This is a genomic window from Flavisolibacter ginsenosidimutans, assembly GCF_007970805.1.
Classification (GTDB): Bacteria; Bacteroidota; Bacteroidia; order Chitinophagales; family Chitinophagaceae; genus Flavisolibacter; species Flavisolibacter ginsenosidimutans.
In genome coordinates, this window is sequence record NZ_CP042433.1 from 3,156,896 (window position 1) to 3,179,787 (window position 22,892).

General features: G+C 46.0%; 21 protein-coding genes. 4 read left to right on the forward strand and 17 right to left on the reverse strand.

The genetic code is table 11. The features are described from left to right. Positions 1 to 7: 7 nt before the first annotated feature. Positions 8 to 595 (forward strand): TIGR02594 family protein, encoded by a 588-nt coding sequence (locus tag FSB75_RS13125; protein ID WP_146788259.1) that lies wholly within the window; start codon positions 8 to 10, stop codon positions 593 to 595. 531 nt (positions 596 to 1,126) lie between these two features. Here FSB75_RS13125 and FSB75_RS13130 read toward each other — a convergent pair. The 13 genes from FSB75_RS13130 to FSB75_RS13190 form a co-directional block, all read right to left on the reverse strand. Beyond that, a complete protein-coding gene (locus FSB75_RS13130; protein WP_172623143.1) occupies positions 1,127 to 1,972 on the reverse strand; it encodes a PP2C family protein-serine/threonine phosphatase in 846 nt (281 codons plus the stop codon). Between the two features lie 17 nt (positions 1,973 to 1,989). Next, the gene (locus tag FSB75_RS13135; protein ID WP_146788265.1) at positions 1,990 to 3,087 is read right to left on the reverse strand and encodes a formylglycine-generating enzyme family protein; all 1,098 of its coding nucleotides are present in this window, start codon (positions 3,085 to 3,087) and stop codon (positions 1,990 to 1,992) included. Between the two features lie 24 nt (positions 3,088 to 3,111). Then, positions 3,112 to 5,406, reverse strand: a complete 2,295-nt coding sequence (locus FSB75_RS13140) for a bifunctional serine/threonine-protein kinase/formylglycine-generating enzyme family protein (RefSeq protein ID WP_146788268.1) — start codon at positions 5,404 to 5,406, stop codon at positions 3,112 to 3,114. 121 nt (positions 5,407 to 5,527) lie between these two features. Beyond that, positions 5,528 to 6,232, reverse strand: a complete 705-nt coding sequence (locus FSB75_RS13145; protein ID WP_146788271.1) for an FHA domain-containing protein — start codon at positions 6,230 to 6,232, stop codon at positions 5,528 to 5,530. A 130-nt stretch (positions 6,233 to 6,362) separates the two neighbouring features. Continuing rightward, positions 6,363 to 7,469 carry a lytic transglycosylase domain-containing protein gene (locus tag FSB75_RS13150; protein WP_146788274.1) on the reverse strand — a complete coding sequence of 369 codons (1,107 nt, stop codon included), beginning with the start codon at positions 7,467 to 7,469 and terminating at the stop codon, positions 6,363 to 6,365. 12 nt (positions 7,470 to 7,481) lie between these two features. After that, positions 7,482 to 8,681: a hypothetical protein gene (locus FSB75_RS13155; protein WP_146788278.1), complete on the reverse strand. Its 1,200-nt coding sequence runs from the start codon at positions 8,679 to 8,681 to the stop codon at positions 7,482 to 7,484. A gap of 52 nt (positions 8,682 to 8,733) precedes the next feature. After that, entirely contained in the window at positions 8,734 to 9,846 is a 1,113-nt protein-coding gene (locus FSB75_RS13160) for a PKD domain-containing protein (RefSeq protein ID WP_146788281.1), read from the reverse strand. A 32-nt stretch (positions 9,847 to 9,878) separates the two neighbouring features. Next, positions 9,879 to 10,277, reverse strand: coding sequence for a type VI secretion system TssO (gene tssO, locus FSB75_RS13165; protein WP_146788284.1), 399 nt, complete (start codon positions 10,275 to 10,277; stop codon positions 9,879 to 9,881). A gap of 64 nt (positions 10,278 to 10,341) precedes the next feature. Beyond that, a complete protein-coding gene (locus tag FSB75_RS13170) occupies positions 10,342 to 11,508 on the reverse strand; it encodes a hypothetical protein (RefSeq protein WP_146788287.1) in 1,167 nt (388 codons plus the stop codon). Further along, complete coding sequence (locus tag FSB75_RS13175; protein ID WP_172623144.1) at positions 11,505 to 12,410, reverse strand: TssN family type VI secretion system protein; 906 nt, start codon at positions 12,408 to 12,410, stop codon at positions 11,505 to 11,507. The genes FSB75_RS13170 and FSB75_RS13175 overlap by 4 nt, the downstream gene beginning before the upstream one ends. 74 nt (positions 12,411 to 12,484) lie before the next feature. Further along, complete coding sequence (locus FSB75_RS13180; RefSeq protein WP_146788293.1) at positions 12,485 to 13,858, reverse strand: type VI secretion system contractile sheath protein TssC; 1,374 nt, start codon at positions 13,856 to 13,858, stop codon at positions 12,485 to 12,487. A gap of 64 nt (positions 13,859 to 13,922) precedes the next feature. Next, positions 13,923 to 14,384 (reverse strand): hypothetical protein, encoded by a 462-nt coding sequence (locus FSB75_RS13185; protein WP_227990580.1) that lies wholly within the window; start codon positions 14,382 to 14,384, stop codon positions 13,923 to 13,925. A 77-nt stretch (positions 14,385 to 14,461) separates the two neighbouring features. Next, on the reverse strand, positions 14,462 to 16,927 hold the full coding sequence (locus tag FSB75_RS13190) for an ATP-dependent Clp protease ATP-binding subunit (RefSeq protein ID WP_146788297.1): 2,466 nt from the start codon (positions 16,925 to 16,927) through the stop codon (positions 14,462 to 14,464). 373 nt (positions 16,928 to 17,300) lie between these two features. On the opposite strand from FSB75_RS13190, the gene FSB75_RS13195 reads away from it, so the two are divergent. The 3 genes from FSB75_RS13195 to FSB75_RS13205 all read left to right on the forward strand — a co-directional run bounded on the left by FSB75_RS13195 (position 17,301) and on the right by FSB75_RS13205 (position 20,637). After that, entirely contained in the window at positions 17,301 to 17,732 is a 432-nt protein-coding gene (locus FSB75_RS13195; RefSeq protein ID WP_146788299.1) for a GPW/gp25 family protein, read from the forward strand. 10 nt (positions 17,733 to 17,742) lie between these two features. Beyond that, positions 17,743 to 19,614 (forward strand): type VI secretion system baseplate subunit TssF, encoded by a 1,872-nt coding sequence (locus tag FSB75_RS13200; protein ID WP_146788302.1) that lies wholly within the window; start codon positions 17,743 to 17,745, stop codon positions 19,612 to 19,614. Positions 19,615 to 19,689: 75 nt separating this feature from the next. Further along, positions 19,690 to 20,637 (forward strand): type VI secretion system baseplate subunit TssG, encoded by a 948-nt coding sequence (locus FSB75_RS13205; protein WP_146788304.1) that lies wholly within the window; start codon positions 19,690 to 19,692, stop codon positions 20,635 to 20,637. 23 nt (positions 20,638 to 20,660) lie between these two features. On the opposite strand, the gene FSB75_RS13210 is transcribed toward FSB75_RS13205, so the two are convergent. From FSB75_RS13210 to FSB75_RS13225, 4 genes are all read right to left on the reverse strand, one after another. Continuing rightward, positions 20,661 to 21,122, reverse strand: coding sequence for a L,D-transpeptidase (locus FSB75_RS13210; RefSeq protein WP_146788306.1), 462 nt, complete (start codon positions 21,120 to 21,122; stop codon positions 20,661 to 20,663). Between the two features lie 16 nt (positions 21,123 to 21,138). Then, positions 21,139 to 21,579: a hypothetical protein gene (locus FSB75_RS13215; protein ID WP_146788309.1), complete on the reverse strand. Its 441-nt coding sequence runs from the start codon at positions 21,577 to 21,579 to the stop codon at positions 21,139 to 21,141. A gap of 66 nt (positions 21,580 to 21,645) precedes the next feature. Continuing rightward, positions 21,646 to 22,311 carry a hypothetical protein gene (locus FSB75_RS13220; RefSeq protein ID WP_146788312.1) on the reverse strand — a complete coding sequence of 222 codons (666 nt, stop codon included), beginning with the start codon at positions 22,309 to 22,311 and terminating at the stop codon, positions 21,646 to 21,648. Between the two features lie 19 nt (positions 22,312 to 22,330). Then, entirely contained in the window at positions 22,331 to 22,888 is a 558-nt protein-coding gene (locus FSB75_RS13225) for an imm11 family protein (RefSeq protein ID WP_146788314.1), read from the reverse strand. Positions 22,889 to 22,892 lie beyond the last annotated feature (4 nt).

Here is a 22,892-nt window from a genome sequence, read left to right on the forward strand (position 1 = left end):
TTATTTTATGCCTGAAACCTCTGCGACGCCTGTTATTCCCGTTAACAAAATTCCACAGGCTTATCAATGGCTTGCCAAAGAACCCGGGCCAAAGATGCTGCTCGAAGCACTGAGCCATTTTGGTGAATTGGAAGCAAAAGGCCCCGACAACAATCCTGACATCACGGGTTGGGCAAAAGAAATTGGCGGCTCTGTGGCCGATGTGTACAAGGCCGATGAAATTCCCTGGTGTGGCCTGTTCATGGCCATTTGCGCCAAACGCGCCGGCTACGATTTACCGAAAGATCCCCTCTGGGCACTCAACTGGAGCACCTTCGGCACAAGCCAGCCCACCGCCATGCTGGGCGATGTACTCACCTTCATTCGCAAAACAAACACCGGTGCGAAAGCAGGCCACGTAAGCATGTACGTAGGCGAAGACGAAGCGGCGTATCACGTCTTGGGCGGTAATCAAAGCGACTGCGTTTGCATTACCCGCATTGACAAAAGCCGTTTGTATGCAATCAGAAGAGCGGCGTTTAAAATTGGCCAACCGGCCAACGTAAGGCAAGTCTTTTTAAATGCCACAGGCAAGCTTTCCAACAACGAAGCATAACAAAAAGGAGGCGCTGTGTGCGGCCTCCTTTTTCTTTTCTTTATTCTAATATTATTTTCTCTCTTATTTGAAACGATGCCGGTATCGGCGCGGCAATCCAAAGCCTTTACTGCTTTGTTCTTCTTCCAGTACGATTGCGTCAAGTTCGTCAATCCTGGTTTTCGTCTTTCTCCTTTCGGAAAGCGTTGTGCTTCTTTTAAAAAGCCCGTCAAACACAAAAAGATACCGGGTAGCACAAAAGCAAAAGCCAACAATTTTCCGTTGAAAACATCTTGTCGAAAAAGAAGACAGACACCGGCAGCTATCGCAGCCAAGCCGCCTGCTGTGCACAGATTTTTCAGATACAATTTTCTATTTAAGCAGTCAAGCTTTATTTGCAAAAGCAACTGTTCTTGTTTTAAGGCAATGATTTTTTCGTTGAGCATTTTGCTTGTTTAGAAAATGATCTGCACTTGTTTTGCGCCAACGGTTAACGGGTAAAGATGAATTGAAAAAGTTCGAAGCTCCGAATTGTGGTGCAAACCCTTGCGGCTAAGATTTTCTGAAGAAGAAAAAGGCAAGCCACAACAGCACAAGACAAACTACGATTGTCAAAACGATGAACGGCACCGGCCTGCGGCGCTTGGATGGCTCCGTAACTTGCCCGCGAATGAGATACATGGAAAAATTGTCTCTTGTTGCTCCTTCGCAAAAGCTGAGAAAGGATTTGGCTTTGTCTTTTTCATTTTTATTCGTCAGTATCTCGCCAATCAAGCCGTCGTTGATTTGCTCCAGCAAGCCGTCGGTGCAGAGCAGGAGGTAATCACCCGTTACGAAATTCTTTATTTCGTGATAGTCAACAACGTTGTTATAGTTTAACGCGTTCAGGCTTCGGGTGATGATGTTTCGTTGCGGATGCCGCCGCGCTTCTTCTTCCGTTAACTCTCCCTGGCTTACCAATTCACTCACCAGCGAGTGATCTTTACTCTTCCAAAGGATGTCGCCGTTGCGAACGTGGTGAATCCGTGTGTCGCCGCACCATGCGGCCGTTACAGAAGCTTCGCCCAAAAGCACCAGTGCAAGCGTTGTGCTCATGCGTTTTGCATCGGCATCGGTTTGCACGTAGGCCGCCAATTTTTCGTTTGCGTGATACACGGCATTTTGTATGACGCCTTTCTCGCGGCCATTAAGCGGTGCTTGCTTTTTGATGTATTCCTGAATGGAAAGGCAGGCAATTTGGCTGGCCACCTCGCCTTTTTTTTCGCCGCCCACACCATCGCAAACAATAAAGAGTTTGTCGCTTAACGAGGCGGTTCCCTTCCGCGGCGAAACAAAATCTTCGTTGTTGGTGCGGCCACCCAATTCGTTCAGGCAAAATATTTCCGTAGCTGAAATCAAGGGGAAAATTTATCGCGTTAGTCGGTGTCTGTTACCAATCGAAAACCCACAGCATTCGGTTTATCATCGGGACGGGCTGTGCTGCGTGCTGCGATGCGCAATTCTTCTTCTTTGCTTTTGTACGAACCGCCTTTGAAAACTTTTTTATCACCGCCATCGGCGCACCATTCAGCTACATTGCCCAATAAATCATACAGGCCGGCAAGCGGTTGTTTTTCGCCAACCTTGTGTGCAGTTCTTTGCTCAAACCAAGCCGATGAACCGGCGGCAGTTTTAAATATTTGATCATTAATCGCCGGTTCGGATGACCAGCCTTTTGCTTCGGTGATGCATTTTTTTGCGGTGTATTCCCACTCCATTTCTGTCGGCAGACGAAATTTTTTGCCGCTTGCTTTGTTCAGCTTTTGGATGAAAGAATTTACTTCATTCCAGCTTACGCCTTCCACCGGACAGTCGGTGCAATTTTTTTGAGAATTGCTGTTCATGCCCATAACCGCCTGCCATTGCCGTTGGGTTACTTCGTATTTGCCCACGTACAGCGAACGCACGGTGACAACCTGCGGCGTGGCCGTTTTTTGTCCGCTTTTAACGGTTGTGGTAAAGCTGCCGCCTTGTATTAAAACCATGCTGTCGAAAAGCTCTTTTGCAACGGCTTTTAGTTGTGCATCCTGATCGCTTGAAGCCGTATGACTTACCGTCGTCATTGCCGTGGACGGATAAGCGTTCATGATAGCCTGGAAATCGTTTTTAAAACTTATTGAGAAAACCGAATCTTTCTGTTTTGCCATCTCGGATGTAAGGCGGAAATAACGCTCCTGGGTTTCGCCGGTGGAGTCGGCTTCTTCAAAAGAAAGCTTGTGCACGCCAACGGGCAGCTTAATGCTTTCGAGTTTGTTCGCCATAATTTTATCGCCGCGCTTTTTATCGTCCACCGTTAAATAAAAATCGTGGTCTGCTTTGAACGATAAAAGCACAGCCGCCGGTACGGACATTACAGTTTTCTTTTGGGCTTTTCCTTTTTTCAATCCTCCGTCCTCATCACGTACCGGCACTTGGGCAAAACATTCAAAGCCCACAAGAAACAAAAACAGCGACAGTATCAATTGCTTTTTCATGTTTTAAACTATAAGGGCTAAAAATTAGTTTGTTGTTTTACAAACGCGGAAACCAATGTTGCCTCCGGTTTGGTCTTCACTGTAACCTATATGATCGGTGCAGCGAGCAAAACTTTTCGGCATTCCCCAGGCACCGCCACGAAGAACCTTTCTCTGATCCTTTAGTGGTTCTGCAGGCCCTTGCGGATTTTCCTTAGGGCTGGATTTGTAGTATTCTTTGTCGTACCAATCGCTGCACCATTCGGCCACATTGCCGCTCATGTCGTATAGGCCGAGAGCATTGGCGGCCTTGGTTCCGATGGGATGAAGATTTTTGCCGGCGTTTTGATCGTACCAAGCCACGCTGTCAACGTTGTTACCGCCGCTGTATAAAAAACGGCTCGAACTGTCGCCGCCTCTTGCGGCAAACTCCCATTCCGCTTCAGTAGGAAGGCGGAAAGCGTTTCCTGTTTTTTTAGATAACCACCGGCAGTATTCAGTTGCGTCCGACCAACTCACGTGCACAACCGGAAGGTTCTTCGTGTTTGAATCCAATAAATTTCCATAAACGTCATAGCGCCAGTTGACTTGTGGCTTGTAAGGCCATTTGCCGTTAACGAATACCTGGCTTTTGCCGTTATTTTCCGCTGTGGTTACGTATTTGGTTTCGTTTATGAACTGCCTGAACTGATCTACCGTTACTTCGTATTTGCCCATGGCAAAGGGATTCAGACTTACAGGATGCGCAACCGTAGCGCTTCCGGCCTTCGCGTTTTCATCGCCCATCATAAACGTTCCGCCGGCTACCGGTTCTGTTTGAGGCGGTGCAAAGAAAGACGCTGAGGAGGGCACCAGTTTCGGTGGCTTGACCTCTTCCTTCTTTGCCACTGTGTTAGCGGATGATGATTTCAACAAAACAAAGGCAACAAAAGCACCTACCAACAGAATGGCCGCGAGCAAGAGCAAGGTGGTCTTTCTCCTTCTTCTCTCCGCCTCTTTTCTCCGCTTGCTTTCCGTTAACGCTTTCGTCCATAAACGGTCGTAGCCGTTTTCCTCTTTGGGCAGCGGCTTAATTGTGTTCTTGTTGAGAACTTGCGTGGCCTGTTCAACTTCCACTTCCGGTTCAGCTATCAATATCCGCGATTCTTCTGCAACGGGCAGTGGCTGGGGAAGCACTTGCGTCACTTCTTCGGTGCTGCTAACGGGTTGCAAAACCTGCGTTTCGTTTGAAGAAAAATCCTCTGTTGTTTCAAACGTTTGTGGTTCCTCTTCCTTTGGTTCGTGCAAATCCAGCATCTGCGTTTCTTCAGCCCGCAGGCTTTCGGCTAATTGTTCCGGCGGTTGCTCTTCTTTTGTCTCGTGAGATTCGTTTACAAGGTTCAGCACTTCCGTTACATCGGTAGTAATGGGAAGAGGCGGTGTAAGCACTTGCGTTTCGGTGATTGAAATTTTTCCCGAGTCGGTTTGGGAATAAACCGGAATGGGTCCCGAAGGAAGGCCACCCTCCTGAAACAAGGGTATTAACTCAAGCGCATTCTGCACCCGTTCGGCTGCGTTTTTTACAAGACAACGGCTCACGATCTCGCGGTATTTCTGCGGAAGGCTTTCGGCTTTTTCAAGCGGCATGTCGCTTAAGATGTTTGCCATCACCTGCTCCGCGCTAATGCCCGAACTGCGGCTACCGAACAAAGACTGGCGGCAAATGGATTCGTACACCAACAATCCAAAGCTCCACAGGTCAAGATTGGTGGTGATGCGGCCGTTGATGCCGTATTTTTTGGGATTGAATTGTTCGGGCGCCATGTATTCTATGGTGCCGAGCAAGGCACTTGAGTTAGCATCGTCGCCGGAGTCAATGAGCTTGCTGATGCCGAAGTCGGTGATCTTGCCTACCGGCTCATCGTCCACCATCTTAATTAAAATGTTTTGTGGCTTCAGATCACGATGCGCCATGCCGTGTTTGTGCAGGTAAGCCAGCCCTTTCAGCACATCAATCAGAAGCTTGTCGGTGGATTCGGGGTGTTTCTTAATGTATGATTTAAAATCGCCGGCATCAATATATTCCATGATGCCCACTTCCATTTGCTCGGTTTCATCCAGCACGTTTTTGTAATTGAGCAGGGCAACGTCGTAATATTTACACAGGTTTGGATGTTCGAAACGGATGACCTTTTTTATTTCGTTCAGGATTTGATACTTGTCCGCGGTTTTGGCTGTAAAGAATTTCAAGGCCACAACACGCTCCAACAAAATGTCGTTAGCCTTGTACACTTTTGAGAAGCCACCCTTTCCCAACAGGTCCTTTTTCGGATCAAATTCGTATCGTGTTTGAAAATCCATTTGCTACTATTTTAGTCGTTCGCAAAGGGCCGGAGGAAATTGGGATATTGAGATATTCAGATATTGGGTTATTGATTATTGGGTTATTGCCTGCGACACGAAATATCTCAACATCTCAATATCAGATTCTCTTGACGTCAACGGTGCGGATAAAACCGGTGCGCAGCACGTCTTCCAATTCGCCGCTAATGGTCTTGTCTTCTTTTTTTATTTTAAATACAAGCTTTGTTGTTCCTATCTGCATTGTGTCATTTTCGGCCAGGGAGCAATGCTGGTTAATGCGCGTTTCTTTCCCGTTTAAAAACACGCCGTTCGCACTGGGTTTACTGCCATCGCCATCGTACAAAGCGGCTTGCAAATCGCCGTTGATTCGCTTGGCTTTGATGAAGGCGTGTGTGCGGCTTACAAAGGGATCGTCTGCAAGAACAATACTGTTTGCACCGTCTTCTTTGTTCTTTCGGCCGATGTAATTAATGCCTTCGTACACGGGAAAGGTTTCGGCCTTTTTGTTTTCGGTGTGTACAATCAGCCAAGCCACTACTTGTTTCTTTTCTGCAAGCGCTGGTGGGGTTTGGTGATTGATGGCGGGTTCTGAAAACCGCTTGTTGAAAGCAGCTTTTTTTGCGGCAATGTCTTCCAGCAAAATGTGCTTTACGCGGTTCAGCTTTTCCAGGTTTTGCTGCTGAATTTTTTCGATGACCTTGCTTGGTGCGTTTGCGTAAAGCATGTGATAATAATTAAACCGCTCGGTGCATTTGGCCAGAACCGTTTCTTCGGTTAACGGCTCCTTCAAACCAATAAACTCCAGTGCTTCTGCTTTTTCCATAACGGTAAAGAATGTTCGTTTTAATTCACTTAAAAGTTAGGGTAATTGGATTAGATTAGAAAGTGATGCAATGCATTTTTTGGCACGGATTCAACATTTATCAATGGTCTCTGTCAAAACTTTTCCTGGTTCAGTTCTGCACACGCAAAATCACCTGGACCTTGTTCTTCACGTTGTCTAAGGCAATGCCTTGCTCGCTGTTACCGTCGTATAAAATCACGTTGTCTGAATTAAAGCCCAAATCAATAAACACACGGTCGTCAATGATCCATCCTTTGCCGGTGATGCGGGTACCTTTTCGCTGAAAGCCGTTCAGGGTTTGCAAGTCATCGTTCAACTTTATGGTAATGGAATCACCGTCTTTAAAGCCAGGGTATTTGCCGTCAATCTGCGCATCCACCAATTTTGCAGCGGCCATCACCTTTTCCTTTCGTGCTTTTTCAACGTCCGATTCCGAAGGCTTCTCTGTGTTCTTAATCACCTCATCGTCCGGCGCTACGTCTTTGTTTACGCCCAGTTTCAAATTCTCAAAGTCTTTCAGGTTTGGATTGGGTGCGGTGACAAAAGGCTTTGTGCGACTGAAGACGTTGTATTGGAAATTTTTGAGGTAAAGCTCCGGGTATTCAAACAGCTCTTTAATAGCCACAATCTTGTACACGTAAACAGCGGTTTCGGGATTTAATTGCATCGCAAAATAGTTGGTGCTACCCCTTTCAACTCTGCCAATTACCCGCCCGATGCCCCAGTTGTAAGCAGCGGCCGTCAGCACCCAGGAAGCGATATTTTGCTGATTGCGAAGCAATTTGAAATCGCCAGCCAGTTTGCGCAGCGCTACGATAGTGGCTTTGTAAATATCGTTTCGTTCGTCAACAGCATTGTCTACCCTTAGGCCAAAATCCGTCGCGGTTCCTTTCATCAGTTGCCAAAAACCTTGTGCCCCCGCAGGTGAGGTTGCGTTCCGAAAACCGCTTTCCACAATAGGAATGTATTTGAGGTCGTCGGGCATGTTGCATTTCTTCAGAATGTATTCAATCATCGGAAAATAGCGTTGCGCATCGCGGTGCAAACCTGGCAAGTCAACGTATTTAAGCTGGCTGCGAATGGCGTCCATAAGTTTCTTTGCGACGAAGGCGTTGTCAACGGGAATGCGTTCCCCGCAAAAGGTAATGTCTCTGGCACAGGCGGTTAGTGCAAGTGAGTTTAGAATGAGCCAAAAGAGAAAAAATTTCTTTCGCATAGAAAGGCTTTGTTACCGTTTGGCGGAGGCGTTGGTTTTTAGTTTCGTCAATGCCTCTCTTTTTTCTTTTGCAAATCGTCTGTCCGGAAAAAGCTTCATGGCTGCGTCATACTTTGCAACGGCCGCGTCTATTTCTTTCGCCGCTGCAAACCCTTTTGCGCTCGACAAAAGAGCATAGTATTGGGCTTCCTTTTTTTCGTCGTCGCGTTCTTTTTCTACTGCTTCTTTTATTTTGATTAGCCGTTTGCTGCAATAGTCATCGTTCTTGTTTACGGCCAGTGCGGAATCATATGCCTGTTTGGCTACAGTCCAGTCGTGTATGTCGAAAGCCTCGTTGCCTTTTGTTCTTTGCAATCGGAAAACCTGGTCCGGAGCTTTCCGCAACGTGGTTTCGTATTTGTCTTTGCAGCACTGCTGAAAGGTTTTGCTGTCTATTTCGCGGGCTTCGGCAAAACCGCTCTTGGCAAGAATGAAATTGTTGTCATCGAAGGCATCAAGAGCTTTGCCTTTTGAATCCTGAAACCACACCGTACGATTGGCTGCACGCTTCCTCAGTGCTTCAGGATCGTCATTTTTCGCACCCAAAGCCACGTCATAAGTTGAATCGGCTTCGCGGTATTTTTTTGCTTTTTCAAGGCTGGCCGCCCGCGTCATGGCATCGCTGTATTTTTTTTGTTTGCCGGCAAATGACATCTGCTCGCATTGAGCAATCTTTGTTTCAATGGGTTGGCGTTCGGCTTCTTCCACGTCATATTGCAAGCGGCTGTATAAAGCCAAAGCCGCATCGTATTGGCCTTTTTCCAGCAGTGCATCGGCTTCTGCAAGGCGGGCATCTGCTCTGGCTTTTTTATCTTTTACGTAGGATGCCAGTTTCTTTTTGTTTGACCAATCGCGTTTCAACGCAGGAACGTTCTCATTATAAACCATTACAAACGTGTGTGTATTTGAACCTTCATTAACCGTTAATACTTGCGGGTTCGCTTCTTTTCTCTGGGCCTTCAAAAGGAGGTTTTTTTTTGTAACTATGGCTTCGTACGAGCCGTTGGGATTTGACATCGTCGTTTTATCTATCAGCGAGGGGAAAAGAAACGACACTTGCGCATTCGTACTTAAAACAACAGTATCGTTGATGATGTTTTGTGACTTTGCCCGTGTGTTCGTTAACAGCGTCGTCACAAGCAGCAAACATTGTACGTAATAAATTGGTTTCATGGTCTGTGTTTTTCAGCCTGCTGGCGTTGGTGCTTCGATTTTGCTTTTATTACTATTTAAGGAATCCTAAAATCCCACCCCGCTTCAACTTCACTTTAATTTTTTGAATGCCATTTTTATCGTCTTTTTGAAAGTCCAGTGCTTCAATTTTTTTCTTTCTCTTCTCTCTAACGAAATCGGTGATCTTCATTTCATCTTTGCCGTTCACCACCACTTTTGTGCTGCCCATATAGTCGAGAAACGGGTACAAGTCGCTGACTTCTTTATTGCCCTCCAGCACTTCCTGCAAAAGACTTTTGAAACCATCCGGATCAATGACGGTTGCCTTTGGCTTGGCCTGCTCCGTTTTCGGCGGTTCACCTGTAGTGCCTCCACCGTTGCTCGCCCCCGTATTTTGTGCGGGCGATTTTTGTCCGCCGTTTGAAGGATCATTTGGAAACAATGGTCCAGGCACAGGCGGATTTCCGCCTGTACCGCTGCTGAGCGGACTGTTGACAAGTGGCGCCTGAGGCGGTTCTGCAACGTCTATAGTTTTGGTTTTCGCCATTGCCGGATTATTGTTAACAACCAATTGAACAGTATACTTTCCTGCCGTCAAGAATTGAAAAGCCGCGGTTGAATCATACCGGACTTCGTTTGTACCTATCAGCTTCCATTCGTACGATCTGGGAACGATGTCGCAAACGGCGTAGAACCTAACTGTATTTCCAGCTTTTGGGGCAATTGAATCAGGAATGATTTCAATGATACCCTTGTCGGGGGTTTTTGCAAGCGGCGTCGTAACTGTTACCGCTCTTCGAAATTCACATCCGCCGTTAACCGTAGCCACCACTGTATATATGCCTACGGCTGTGTATTGATGTTGTGCAATCGCTTCTTTGCTCACAGTGGTACCATCGCCAAAATTCCAATCGGCTCTTGCGGCTCCTATACCCTGCAAACGGAAGGTTGCAATTCGGTCAGGATAGCAAACAGCAATCGCCTCCGTATCCTTGCCGTTAACGATGATTCGTGCATCGGCACAGGGCTTGGCCATTCTCTCCCACTCTTTCATTTTGTTGTAGCCGTACCAGCCCAAACAAACAAGCCAAGTAAGCAGTATCGACAGCCACACCCGGTAATCGAGGCCGGTAATGGTTCGGGTGGTGATACTGGCTGTATTCATAAAAAGTTTTTAAAGAATAATGACCCGTTCGGCTACTTATTACTCAACTTAAGTTTTGCATCGTTTAAATCCGCAAGGCTTTGAACAATGAAACTGTTTGCCAGGTTGTCGGCGTTAGAAAAGCCTTTGAGCAAGTCACTCATTTTATCAATGCCAACTTTGATTTTATAATACTTCGCTGCTGGCGGCTCCTTTGAAGCATCGAATTCCTTTAGCTCATTCGATACCGCCACTACTGCTGCATCAAACGATTCGGAAGTCTCCTTTTCCTTTTGCATAGCCAGCACTTTTTGGCGCAACTGATCATTCTCTTTCCGCGGCACTTCTATGCTAAAAAATATAACGGTAACAATCAACGCAACGGTGATTAAAAACAGAAGCAGGAAACGAAGAAAGGCATTGGTTCTTTCGGCGCTGTTGAGCGGTTTCATAAACAGGTAAGTTTAAACGTGAAAGAGGGACGGTGTTGTCAGGGGCGGATGGGTCTTTCTTTTTCTATCCTAAGAATCGTGGCTTGCTTGTCTTCTTGGGCAGTTCGTCGGCAAAGGCTTCTTCTTTTACCACAAAGCCACCCGAACGGCGCTTCCCAATAAATTCGAGGCGGCTTAAGGTGCCAAACAATTTTGCAATCACCCGTACAAAAACAGCCGCTTCGGAAATGTTTTTGTTTACATCGTTGTGATCGTAGTTCATGCCGGCAATGCTAGCCAACATGCTTTCCAATTCGCCCTGTTTTAGTTCGCACCATTCGCTCAGGTATTCCATCAATTCATCTTTGCCCGCGCCAATGCGCAGGTCAACAGTGTTTTTCAACACCCTTGCAAGAGACGCCATCGTAAAAAACAAAGCGGCTGGCGATTCGTACAACAAGTTCCATCGCGCAGCGGTTAAGGCCTGGCCCAAATACAACATCACCCGATCGCAGAGAAACATCACCAACTCCGAAACATCGTTCTGCTGGCTCTTCTTGAATATCTTTTGCACAATCACCGTGCAATGCCTTTCCAGCGAAGAAAGAAACGTATCGAATTCACCGAGAAGCGCAATTAGTTCGGGGTGCGCATTGACCGAATAACAAGGCGGGATGTAAAAGTCGACGAGGTTGATTTCGTTGTTTGCCACGAACAACTTTCCAACCGTGAGCGCATACGGATAATAGGTGAATTGTTTGTACTGGCTTTGCGGAACAACCTCAATGGTATAGGAAGGCACCTCAAAGGGGAAACGCGGCGGGTTCTCCGATAGGTCCGGTGCGCCGGCGGCTTTGGTTTCGTAGGGGTGAACGATCAGTACGATCCACCAATCCAGTTCGCCGCTGGCCGCTGAAAACGGAAGAAGGGTGGCAGGCATCACATCAGCTTCGGTAAAAACAGGCGACTGGAAAGCCGGCAGCGAAATGCGCACACCACCGGGCGTTACCGCCTGACAAGCCTCTACCACCACGCGTAAAGTATTTTGATTGTCGAGCGAAACACGAACGCTGAACGTATTCTCACCCGCAACGGATGGCGGCAGAACGCCGTAACGGTGGGGCGTCAGGTGAAGAGACGTGGCATCGTGCAAAACATCCCTAATGGCGTTATTCTGCGCCACAAAATGGCTTTTGTTAATCTTCATGCCGTCAACCCAGTTGACGAAATAATGTTGAAGCCTGTCTCTCATACGCGTTGTTGAATCTTGCTTGAAATGGGTTCGGGACGGGGTATGCGTTCGCAAACAATAACCGTATTTTCTTTGATACCGTTTTCGCGAATGGAGATTTCCGGATTGTAAATCCGTTGGCCTCCAAACCATTTTGTCTTTTGGCTAAACCACCATTCGTGAGGCTTTAAAGTACGGTCGGCGTATTCAATCGGCGTTTCGCTGTAACTCTCGTTGTATTCGTTCATGAAGTGGTAAAAAAACTCCCCCAGCTTCATGCTTTCAGGGCCTTTGGCGCGGAAATAAGTTTTACGGCCCTCCGCTGTCTTTTTTGCAATCTCAAAACCGATAACAAGAATCCGTTCGTTCGGCATGTCTTCAGGATCGGGCAGTTCTATCGGGTTGTTCAACGGATAGTGCCAGGTAGGAAAGGTGGTTGCGGGTATGTCAAAGGCCGCTTGAAACGAATGGGAAAAAAGCAGCGGTACGAAGAACAGCAGGGAGCTTAACAAAACCGGATAGAAGAGAAAGTCCCTGTCTTTTTTTAAAAAATATTGCAGTGATGAAAACACGACAATGGCAAAGAAGACAACCGACAAGCCAAACACTATTTCGGCAACCAGTACTTTGTTTTGATCGTATTTCTGTCCGCCAAAATAACGCTTGTGAACAAAGAGCAGGTGCACAATACCGAACAACAAAAAAATGCCACCCAAATACCAGAACAGTTCAAAAGGGTTGGTCAAAAGGTAAGCCGCCAGGTAACCGGCCAGGGACGTTAGAATGCCGGACAACGCACCGTAAACAAAAGGCTTTTTTCCGCTGGTAGCAAAGCCTTCAGAGAGGTTCTTCACGACCACCGCCAAGGCAATTGCACAAACCAAAACGCTTCCAAAAAAGGCCAGAAAAAATTGAATCACCATGTTTACCTATTAGCTGTGTTAGCAACTGCGTTCTTCACAAGACGGTTATCAACACAATTCTCATCGCACAAAACTTATTGTTGTTTAAACGAAGCTTTCCATTCTTCGCCATCGTCGCCTTTGTAGCCATCCAGTTTTACCAGGAAGCTTTTCGCGGGGAAGAAAGGCGTGATGTGGATGTCCAAAAAGATGTGGTCTTTTTGATTCTCGTCTCTTTCAAAACGAATGATTTGAAACTTCTCAATCAGCTTGTCGGGGCCTTGAATGCCGTCGAGGAATTTGACGATTTGTGTGCGCAGGTTTTTTTCCATCTTCACGTTCCAAAGCTCAAAGGCCCGGCGGTTCAAGAAGTCGGAAAGCACTTTGGCGATGAAGTCAAATACACGAACGACTGAGTATGTCTGCATGCCGAGGTTATCGCCGGTGAACAAGGTTTTTGCCGAGAAAGGCATCACGCGGCCCCACTCACCAACCAAGGGAACCAAGCCTACGTTTTCCAGTTCCGAAATGTCGCCTTTCTGTTGGTCAAAGCGAACCGTATCTACTTCGTCAATAGAACCATACGTTTTCCCTGCTACGGGTTGTGATAATTTGGTGCAATACAACTTGCCAGCCAATGCGGCCGAACCCGGAACGTAAACATCTTCCTCTTCGCCCACTTCGGTTTTTTTGCCACGACCAACAATGTAGTTGCAGGTCATAATAATGTTGGCTTTGTGCGGATCGCCACTGGTAAGGTTGGCATCGTTGAACAAATCCAGCGCATCATCCGGTGTTTCCACGTTTACAAAATCTGTTACCATCATCACCTTGTTGTTGTAAGCCATCTTGGCCCATTTGTCCACAATCGTGTTTGATTTAAGGTAACCGGGAATCACCATCAGCGAATAGTTCTGCCGCAGGTCGAGGCGGTCGTATTTGGCTTTTAATTCTTTGGCCACAAATTCAATAAAGCGCGGCTCGTCAAGATTTGTCAACTGCTCCATTGAAGCATTTAAAATTGCCACGTTCTTTAGCTTGGGCGATTCCGTGTTTTTGTAAAACAAGTGCACCGAACGATAGGCCTGCTCCAAATCGCGGCTTGCATTCAATACTTTTTTCAAATTGCCTTTCAAGAGCTTTTCGGCTGTTTCGGCTTTTTCTACCGACTTATCGGCCATCTCCGAAACCGTACTGCACTGCTCCAGCAAGTCAACCCACATCTGCAGCTTCTTTTTTAATTCGCCTCGTTGCGTCTTCTTGCTTTCGTCCGTTAAAAAGATGGAACGTTTTGCTTTGCGCACCGGGTTCAAATTGTCCACGCCGTCCACCACGGCTTCAAGAAAATCAAATCCACCCGAACGCACCAGGCTGTTCACGGAGGTTTCAAGCGCAGGCAACTCGAGTTGTTGCTGCTTCACATCGGGTTTAAATTCCTGTGCGCTTACGTCTTGTACTTCGGTAGCCATATGGATTCGTTTGAAGTTTTAAGTTTTAGATTTTAAGTTCATGTTGCACATAGCAGACATCTCTCTATGATTGATCGGCAGTTTCTAATTCAAAAGCAAGTGCTTTTAACGCATTAATGAAGGCCTCCTTGGTTTCGGGATTTTCAATCACGTTTTTGAGCGATTTATTTGTCTTTAATTGCTTGATGATTTTGAGGTAGGCATCGTTTTCCAAGCTTAAATTCTTCAGGTAAGCGCTTTGGTTGGTCAGGTTTTTTGTATCAAAATCCCCCAAGCCGGCAAACGAAAAATTTTCTTTTGTTGTTGAACCGTCTTCTTTTTCCAGCTCTACGTTAACGTTCGGTTTAAAATGTTCAAACACTTGTTCAACGGTTGTGAGCCCTTCCGTCAGTTCGGGCTTAATGGGCGCTTCATTGGTTAGCTTTTGAATGAACAGGGTTTTGTTTGGGGAGATTTCTACAAAGCCTTCGCCAACTGGATCGGGAGCGAGAATGGTTGTAGCGATTCCGGGTTTTGCTTGCGGCATAGCGTTGGGTTTTATGTGTGAATCAAAGCATCATAGTGAATGTACGAATTATATATCGTTCGTTTAATACGGCAGGATTATTCAATGTTCCAGGCCAGAATCGTGTTCTCCAGGCCCACGTTTACGGTACCGCCGCGCTTTACGTCACCGGCAATGATGTACTTTGAGATTGGGCGGCGCAACTGCTGCCGGATGACGCCGGAAATTTGCCTGGCACCGTACTTTGGCGTAAAGCCGTTCAGCGCCAAGTGCTTCTTCGCTTCATCCGATAGTTGCAACCGGATGCCTTGCTTGTCCAGCGCTTCCAAAAGACTTTTCATTTGTATGTCGAAGATGCGTACGATGCTGTTTTCGCTGATAGGTGCAAAGGGCACAATCTCTGTGAGCCGCGCCAAAAATTCGGGACGGAAATATTTGGTCATAATTTCCATCAGCTTTGTTGACGTAGGTATTTCGCCTTTGGCAAATTGCTCTGTGATCCAATCGCTGCCGATGTTGGAAGTAAAGATGATGAGTGCATTGGAGAAGTCGCCTTCTTTGCCCAAACGGTCGTGCATGTGGCCTTCGTCAAGGATTTGAAGAAAGGTATCGAAGACCGATGGATGCGCTTTTTCAATCTCGTCAAAAAGCAAAACCGAATAAGGCTTTTGACGAATCTTGTTCACCAGCATGCCGCCTTCTTCATAACCTACATATCCCGGCGGCGCACCGTACAACAAAGCCGCGGAATGTTCTTCTTTGAACTCCGACATGTCGAAGCGAATCATGGCTTTTTCGTCGTTAAACAAAAACTCTGCGATGGATTTTGCCAATTCTGTTTTACCCGTACCGGTGGGGCCTAAAAAGAAGAACGAACCAATGGGCTGGCCTTTTTTATTTAAGCCGCTTCTTGATTCGAGAACAGCTTCCGAAAGAGCTTTCACGGCATGGTCTTGTCCTACTACACGGCGCTTTAAAAAGCCGTCCATGTTCAACAGCTTTTCTTTTTCCTGCGCCTGTATTTTGCCCAGCGGTATGCCCGTTTTGTACGAGACGACAGCGGCAATGTCTTCTTTGCTTACGCTGTCTTTTTTGTCGTCGGCTAAAGCGGTTAATTTTTTCAGGCTTTCGCTTAGAAAGGCTTCATATTCCTTGGCCGTTTCAAATTTGTCGGTTTGTGTGGCATCTTCCAGTTTGCCCAATAACACTGGACTGATTTTGTTTTGCAAAACAGTGTTCAGCCATTTGTAATCGTTGAATAAATCGGCTTCGTCAGCCTTGCTATCTTTTATTTTTTGGAGTTCCTCATTGAGCTGTTGCAAGTCGGTTTTATTGGTATCCACCATCAGTTTGATGGCGGCCATCGTGCGGTCCAAAAGGTCAATGGCTACATCAGGAAGCCTTCTGTCTTTGAGGTAACGTTTTGAAAGACGTACGCAATCTTTTACCGCATCTTTTTCAATTTTTAAGTTGTGGTGTGCTTCAAATTTCGGCGCAAGCCGTACCAGCATTTTTACTGCTGTTTCTTCATCCGGCTCGGCTACGCTCAACACTTCAAAGCGGCGTGTAAAAGCCTGGTCGGCTTCAATGAACTTGCGGTATTCATCCGTAGTTGTCGCACCAATCACGGTAATTTCGCCGCGGGCCAGTTCGGGCTTTAAAAGATTGGCCGCGCCGCTGCCGATGCTCCCGCTTTTGTTATCCAGTAATGTGTGAATTTCATCAATGAACAAAACAGCTTTGGGCAAAGATTTTATTTCTTTCAAAATATTTTTCAGCCGGTCTTCTACTTCGCCTTTGTAAGAGGCGCCGGCAATCAAAGCACCGAGGTCCAATTCAAATACCTGCGATGTTGCCAGTTGTGCGGGCACTTTATTGGCCACAATGTCGAGTGCAAAGCCGTCAATCAAAGCTGTTTTGCCCACGCCGGCTTCGCCGGTGATGATAACATTGGGCTTGGTTCTACGGCAAAGAATCTCCATCATCATGCGGGTTTCTTTGTCGCGGCCAATGATGGGATCCGTCTTTCCTTCTTTTGCCAAAGCGGTTCGTTCGATGCAGTATTTATACAGCGCTCCTGTATTGGCCGCTGCTTTCTGAACGCCATTGCCGTTTACGGCTTGCTGAAGATTGTCTTCTTTAAAATAAACTTCCAGCACTTCTTTTTCCTTAACGGGAAAAGATTTTAACTGCTCGCTGCTGAAGGCCACGCCGGGTTTGGCAATGGCAGTTAAAACGCAGATAGGAGATACAGCATCAAGGCCCAGCTTCATGCGAATGTTGTCGGCTTCTTCAAACACACGTTGCACTTTTTCATCACCGCCAACTTGTTCTTTTATTTTGGACCCTTTGGGATATTCATCCATGCGCACTTCGGCCCACTCCAGAATGTAGCCAGCATCTTTGCCTATGGATTCAAGAAAATTTTTTAAGCCTACGTCTTTGTGAAGAAGTGCCCGCAAAAGATGTGCGGGATAGAAATACTCGTTGTGATATTCCTTGGCCAGCGATTGTGCAATTTCAACCGCCGTTTTCATTGACTCGTTTAAAGAGAGTGTAAGCATGAATTTTCTTTAAGCTTTGTACGTTTCATGCTTCAAAGGCTACAGACGCTTAAACGGTTCTTAAACTGTTTTCTCTGATGATTGGGAGTGCGTGAGAATTCACAAAGCCGGTTTTGGTTGTTGAGAAGTTCTTGTATCCTGTTGCTAATTGATCCGCTTTATCGTTCGTTCTGCAAAACAACCGCTGTCAAATCATCAGAAAATTAGAAAATATAACTTAAAAAACCAATTTTGCTTTTTACATTTAAGATGCGATGTTACCGCGTTTTGAAACAGTGAACGAGGGGATTTTTCCCGTACTTGTTTGACTTTTTCACCCGGCTGCTTTTCAACCGTTTTGCGCACATTTAATGTGCTTACCAAACAGCGAAACATGGGCTACTACAAAATTCCGATGCTGTTGCACGCCGTTACCGAAGGCCGGGAGCTGCCCGCCTGCGATTTAGAAACCTCTATTCAAAAAAGCCTGGAGCTCATCATCACCACAAAGTTTGGCGAACACCGCAGCGATCCTACGTTTGGCTGCGAAATCTGGGACCTTGATTTTGAACTCATCGTTAGTGCAAGATTGTGGGAAGAAAAGCTTCGCCAATCCTTGCTGAAATCCATTACCTCGCACGAGCACCGGCTGACAAACGTTGAAATAAACGCGGCCATCTCTGACGTTGAAAAGTTTAACGTGCTGAAACAATTTACCGAGATAAAAAAAAGAGTGGACATACACATAACGGGGCAAATGAAAAAGACCGGTGAGATGTTTGTCTTTCACACGGCTTTGTTTTTAAGTCCGCTTTCGGTTGATTAAATCGCTTACCATGTTCTACGACGACAACAATTCGAAAGAAGTCATTAAGGCGCGAATGCTTCGCTATGCGCTTAATTACTGGAACATCAAAAATGTTGAAGACCTTGACCCGGTGGTGAAGTTGATGCTTGAGGCCATTTCACTGGAGTTGTACAACCTTGGCAACGAAACAAAAGATGCACAGGTAAGAATACTGGAAAAGATTGCGGGACTGTTGGCGCCCGATTTTTTAACCACGCCCAATCCCGCCCATGCGGTTTTGCATGCCGCCCCGGTAGAGCCGACGGAAATACTTTCGGCCACAGCCAGTTTTATTACGCAAGCAAAACTTTCTGCGCAGCAAAACGATGCGACAGAGGCAGCGCTGGATGTTTTTTTTACGCCGGTAGATGCGGTTCAACTCTTCGACGTACAAATTGCTTACTTGGCTACGGGGGGCAATTTGTTTTCGTATGATACGAATTATAACCGCTTGCTGACTTCGCGAACCGGTAGGGCACGCCCCGGTGACAACAATGCTTTTTGGATGGGTCTGCGTGTGAACGATAAAGTTGAAAACCTTAACGGCCTGGCTTTTTATTTCGATTGGAAAAATATGGGGCCGGCATTGGCTCAGCGTACGTATCAACTCCTGCCGCTTGCCAAGTGGTTTTTGGAAGACAAAGAATTGCAAACAACGCCGGGCATTCCCTATGTGCAACCCGCTACTGCGCCAGATGCCTACCAAAGTATTTTTCTTGAATACGACACACTTTGCCTGCTGGAAAAAGACATCAAACAATATTACGAACCAAAGTTTATCAGCATTTATCACGCAGGTGTTGACAATGTTCTTGAAGGCAAAAAGCCTTATCCCGAAGCCTTTAAAAACCTTTTTGCCGAAAATGATTTACAGAACTTAAAAGAGCCTTTGCTGTGGATCAAAATTACCTTTCCTGCAACCCTGCAACCCGGCTTTCTGAACGACCTTTATGTTTATCCCAATGCCTTCCCGGTAATGAACCGGCAACTGAACGATTTAAAGTATCGCCTCAAAGGCGGCAGCAACATTATTCCGTTGCGAACAGCGGCACTCGATCAGTTTCTTTCGGTGCGTTCCCTTACCGACGAAACACACGAATACAAAAGCGTACCGTACAGAAAAACTGAAGGCGATGAAATCGGCACGTACACGCTGCGCCGCGGCGGTGTTGAGCGTTTTGATGAACGCAATGCCCGCGAGCTAATCAGTTATTTATTGGAGATGCTGCGCAACGAAAGCGCTGCCTTTGCCGCTTACGGCTACGACTTTATTGCGGGTACGTTAAAGGAGATGAACCAAAAGATTTCGTTGATGGAGCAAAAGACAAAAGGCTACATGAGCGATGGAACCGAAGTGCCGAATTACATTATCGCAAAACCTTTTGAAGGCGAGGACATGATGTACGTTGAATACTGGACCACGCTTGCCGAAGCCGCCAACAACTTGCGGGCCGGAACGCGGCTGCAACAAGGCAAAGGAGTAAAAGTGAAACAGGATTCAATTGTTTTGCTTACCATGACCGCTGGTGGAAAAAATCGCTTGCGACCCGAAGAAAGACTGGCCGCTTTTCGGTACGGCATCATGACGCGAGACCGGATTGTTACAAAAGAAGACATCCGCAATTTTTGCTTTTACGAATTGGGTTCCCGCATTCAGAAAGTCAGCATCGAAAAAGGCTTTGAGATAGCAGCAAGTGAAAAAGAAGCATTCAAGCGAACCGTCAACGTTGTGCTTACGCCGCACGAAGCCGAAGCACTCAACAGCAAGGAATGGCAGGTGCTGTGCGATCAATTGGGCTCAAAGCTGCAAACCCGTTCGGGCATGAGCAATGATTACCGCATTGTATTGCAGAAAAGTTGATTAAAAAATTCTGCCAAGTTTTGTGTCCTTCGTGTCCCTAAGAATTTTATGAGGAAAAACAATTAACCATCATTCATGAAAGCAGGCGACCTTCCGCTAACGCATTTTGGCAACCTTGAAAAGGATTTCAAAGCTGAAGTAACTGCGGCCGAAATGATAGAACTGGGCATTCCACCCGACCGCATCGTGATTTTGATGCAGGGTGCCATGAAACGTTCATTGCGCAAGGACGTGCAATCCATCGAAGAAGAATCGTCTGCCTACGACCGCGCCGAATACGTGGTGATTAAAACGCCGAAAGAAGGTTTTTACGACATGTTACCCGAAGGATTGTTTCATCATCCGACGGCACACAAGTCGGCAGCCACGCTAAAGGAAGTAATCAAAGCTATCAAGCGGCGCAAGGAAGAAGAGCAAGAGGCGAGAAAGTTTTTTATTCCTTTTGAAGCCGCTATTAATTACCTGCGCACGCAGACCGCTTTTTACGAGAACCGTCTCGACAAGCGAAGCCAGTACGATGAGCTGGTAAACATCTTTAAAGCGAATTGGCCAATTTTTGAACACCTCGATGCACAGCAGGCCAATTTATTTCTCCATCTTATTCCCATCCTTCATCATTTGCGCGACAATCATCCGGCAGTAGAAACGATTATGGAAATGATGCTGGGTTTACCGGTGCAAGTTCGCCTGAGAAGACAGCAGCCTTTTCGTCCTGCGGAGCCTATTTTATCGGTGATGGGCGATAGCGTGTTGGGCGTAAACCTTACAACCGGCAATGAAGTTTATGACGAAGGGGTTGATGAAATTTTGGTGAAGATTGGCCCGGTAAGCGGAGATGCGTTTCAGCAGTTCATGCCGGGCGGACAAAAAGAAAAATTAATGGAGGCATTGATTGATCATTTCCTGCCCGTAAACCTTGACGTTGTGACCGAGTTTGACTTGCAGAACGAAGCCCGTACGATGCGTTTTGCCGATAAAGAAAGCATTCTAAACAGCGTGCTGGGGACAGATACGTTTTTGTAAAAACGGCGTCTGCAAAACTGTGATTATTTGATTTCCACCACCATGCCTGTGGCGGCCCACTCAAACAATTTGACGGCATCGGAATGCGCCAACCGAACGCAACCGTGTGAACCAAACAAGTTTACATTTCCAACTTTTAATTCCTTGTTGGCAACACCCGGGAACCAGGAGCGCAACCGCGAAACGGAAGTGGCTGCGGTGTCAGAAACGGCCTTTGCCAGGAAACTTTGTTGTGAAGGCCGTTCGCTATAGTTATACGATTCGTGAATGTAGATGCCGTCGGTTGTTAATTGCAAGGCATAATTCATTTGTGCGTCGTAAGTCTTGCTGCGGTAAATTTCTTTTTTCGAGAGAACCGTGAATTTACCTCTTGGCGTTGCGTGTTCTGCATCGCCGGTGACACATGGAAAATCATAAACGACCTTGTCATCTGTCAGGGCCTGCAACCGCTGCTCCGAAATGTCAACGATGATTTTCTTTTTCATACGAACACCGAAGGATTTAAATGTATCGTTCGCCGCTGTTGAGTTCTGCAATCACTTGCGCGGGCATTTCGGCCGTTAGCTTCCATTGCGGCACACCCCAGCCCGGCGGGTATTGTTCGTCAGTCGTGTCTTTTGAATGTGCTATTTTGGCAATGACCTTTACAAGACGGTTTATGCCAACGGTGGTAAAGGTTTCGCGTAGCAATAAATCTTTCAATTTATCTGTATCCAATCCGTTGAATGCTTCTTTGCTGATTTTGTGCTCCGCCACTTGCGTGTAACCGAGAAGATTGAATTGGCTTTTGGTTGGCACTTGCAGCAAAGCGGTAATGGTGGCGCCTTGCGCCAGGTGACCGGTGTGAAAACCAAGAATGCTTTCGAGTTCGGACAAGGTGCGGCCTTTGATGTATTTTTCTTGGGTGATGCAGCCGCGGACGGTGAGGAATTGTGTTGACATGGTTTTGGTTTATGGTTAAATACTTCCGTGATGCGGATTGACAGGTAATATTTTATAGAGTTGAATTTAAAACCAGAGCCTTCTTTTCTTGGATTCTGGCTCTTCTTTTTGCTTTTGTTGCACAGCCACTTGTTTTGGTTCCGGTTTGGTAAATGCTTCACACGGACGGATTCCTCGAAGGAGGCATTCCTCAATCTTTATACAGACTTCGTCGTTCAATTCTAGATTTTCAATTTGTTCTTCAAACTCATACTCGTTCAATAAGAAAAATCCATCCGATGAATTGAAAAGTGGCTTGGAGTCATATATACCTATGCCCAACCCATTTAACCCCCACTCTTGAAATAATTTATTAGCAGCATCTTCAAATTGCTTACGTTTTAAATTTTCATGCTCCACGTTCAAGCCTACATCTTTATTCATCTCAGTTAGTTCAAGGAAAAATTCAAAGGGTCTGATACTCCACTCATAATTAAAAAGAATTATATTGCTCGGCAGAGTTGCATTCTTAGCAAGTCGATATTCAAAGGTGCCTTGAGTAATTTCAAGCAAACACTCTACCTTTTCATCAATGTAATTTCCCAAATTAATTCCTTTGTTCTCATACAGTTTTAAAACTTTACCTAGCTCCGTAGTTGCCTTTATTGAATGAGCAAAAGTACCTTCGGCCGTGCTTAACAAAGGTGTCACTTCGTTTATTTTTAATATTGGGAATCTAAATTGTTTATTCATAAGGAAATATTTAGTAGAATCATTCAATGTCCCAAACGAGATTCAATTCTGGGTCGAACATTAACCCTTTAACTTTTTCTGTCTCACATCGATCCTGTATCTCATCTGTAATAAAAGTATGATAAGGCAGTTCCGGAATCTTGAATATCACATTATCAGCTATTTTTTCCTGTATAAATTCCAGTGATGTATAAGCTGCAATCAAGCCGTTATTTGTAGAAGTATACACTGATTCATTTTTATTCAAACAGTCGACAATATTCATAACATTTAATACGTAGTATCTACCTGCATCTGTTTCAAGTGGTAATAATTCTATGTCTTTTTCTAAGAATTGTTTAAGTCGGTCAACTGCTTTCTGGCTTATTGCTATTACGGACGTTGCATCTATTTCGAAAAAATCTGGGTGTTTTTTTGGTTCACCTCTAAACATGTACAACGGACGCCAAGATGACATCACGGAATTTAATTTTTCGAAACAGTTTGTAACTGTTTCTTGAAAAAAAGATCTGTCCTTTTCCTCCAAGAAATGAAATTCTGTATAATCTGTTGCAGCAACCAAAGACCAAACTGCCATTTTT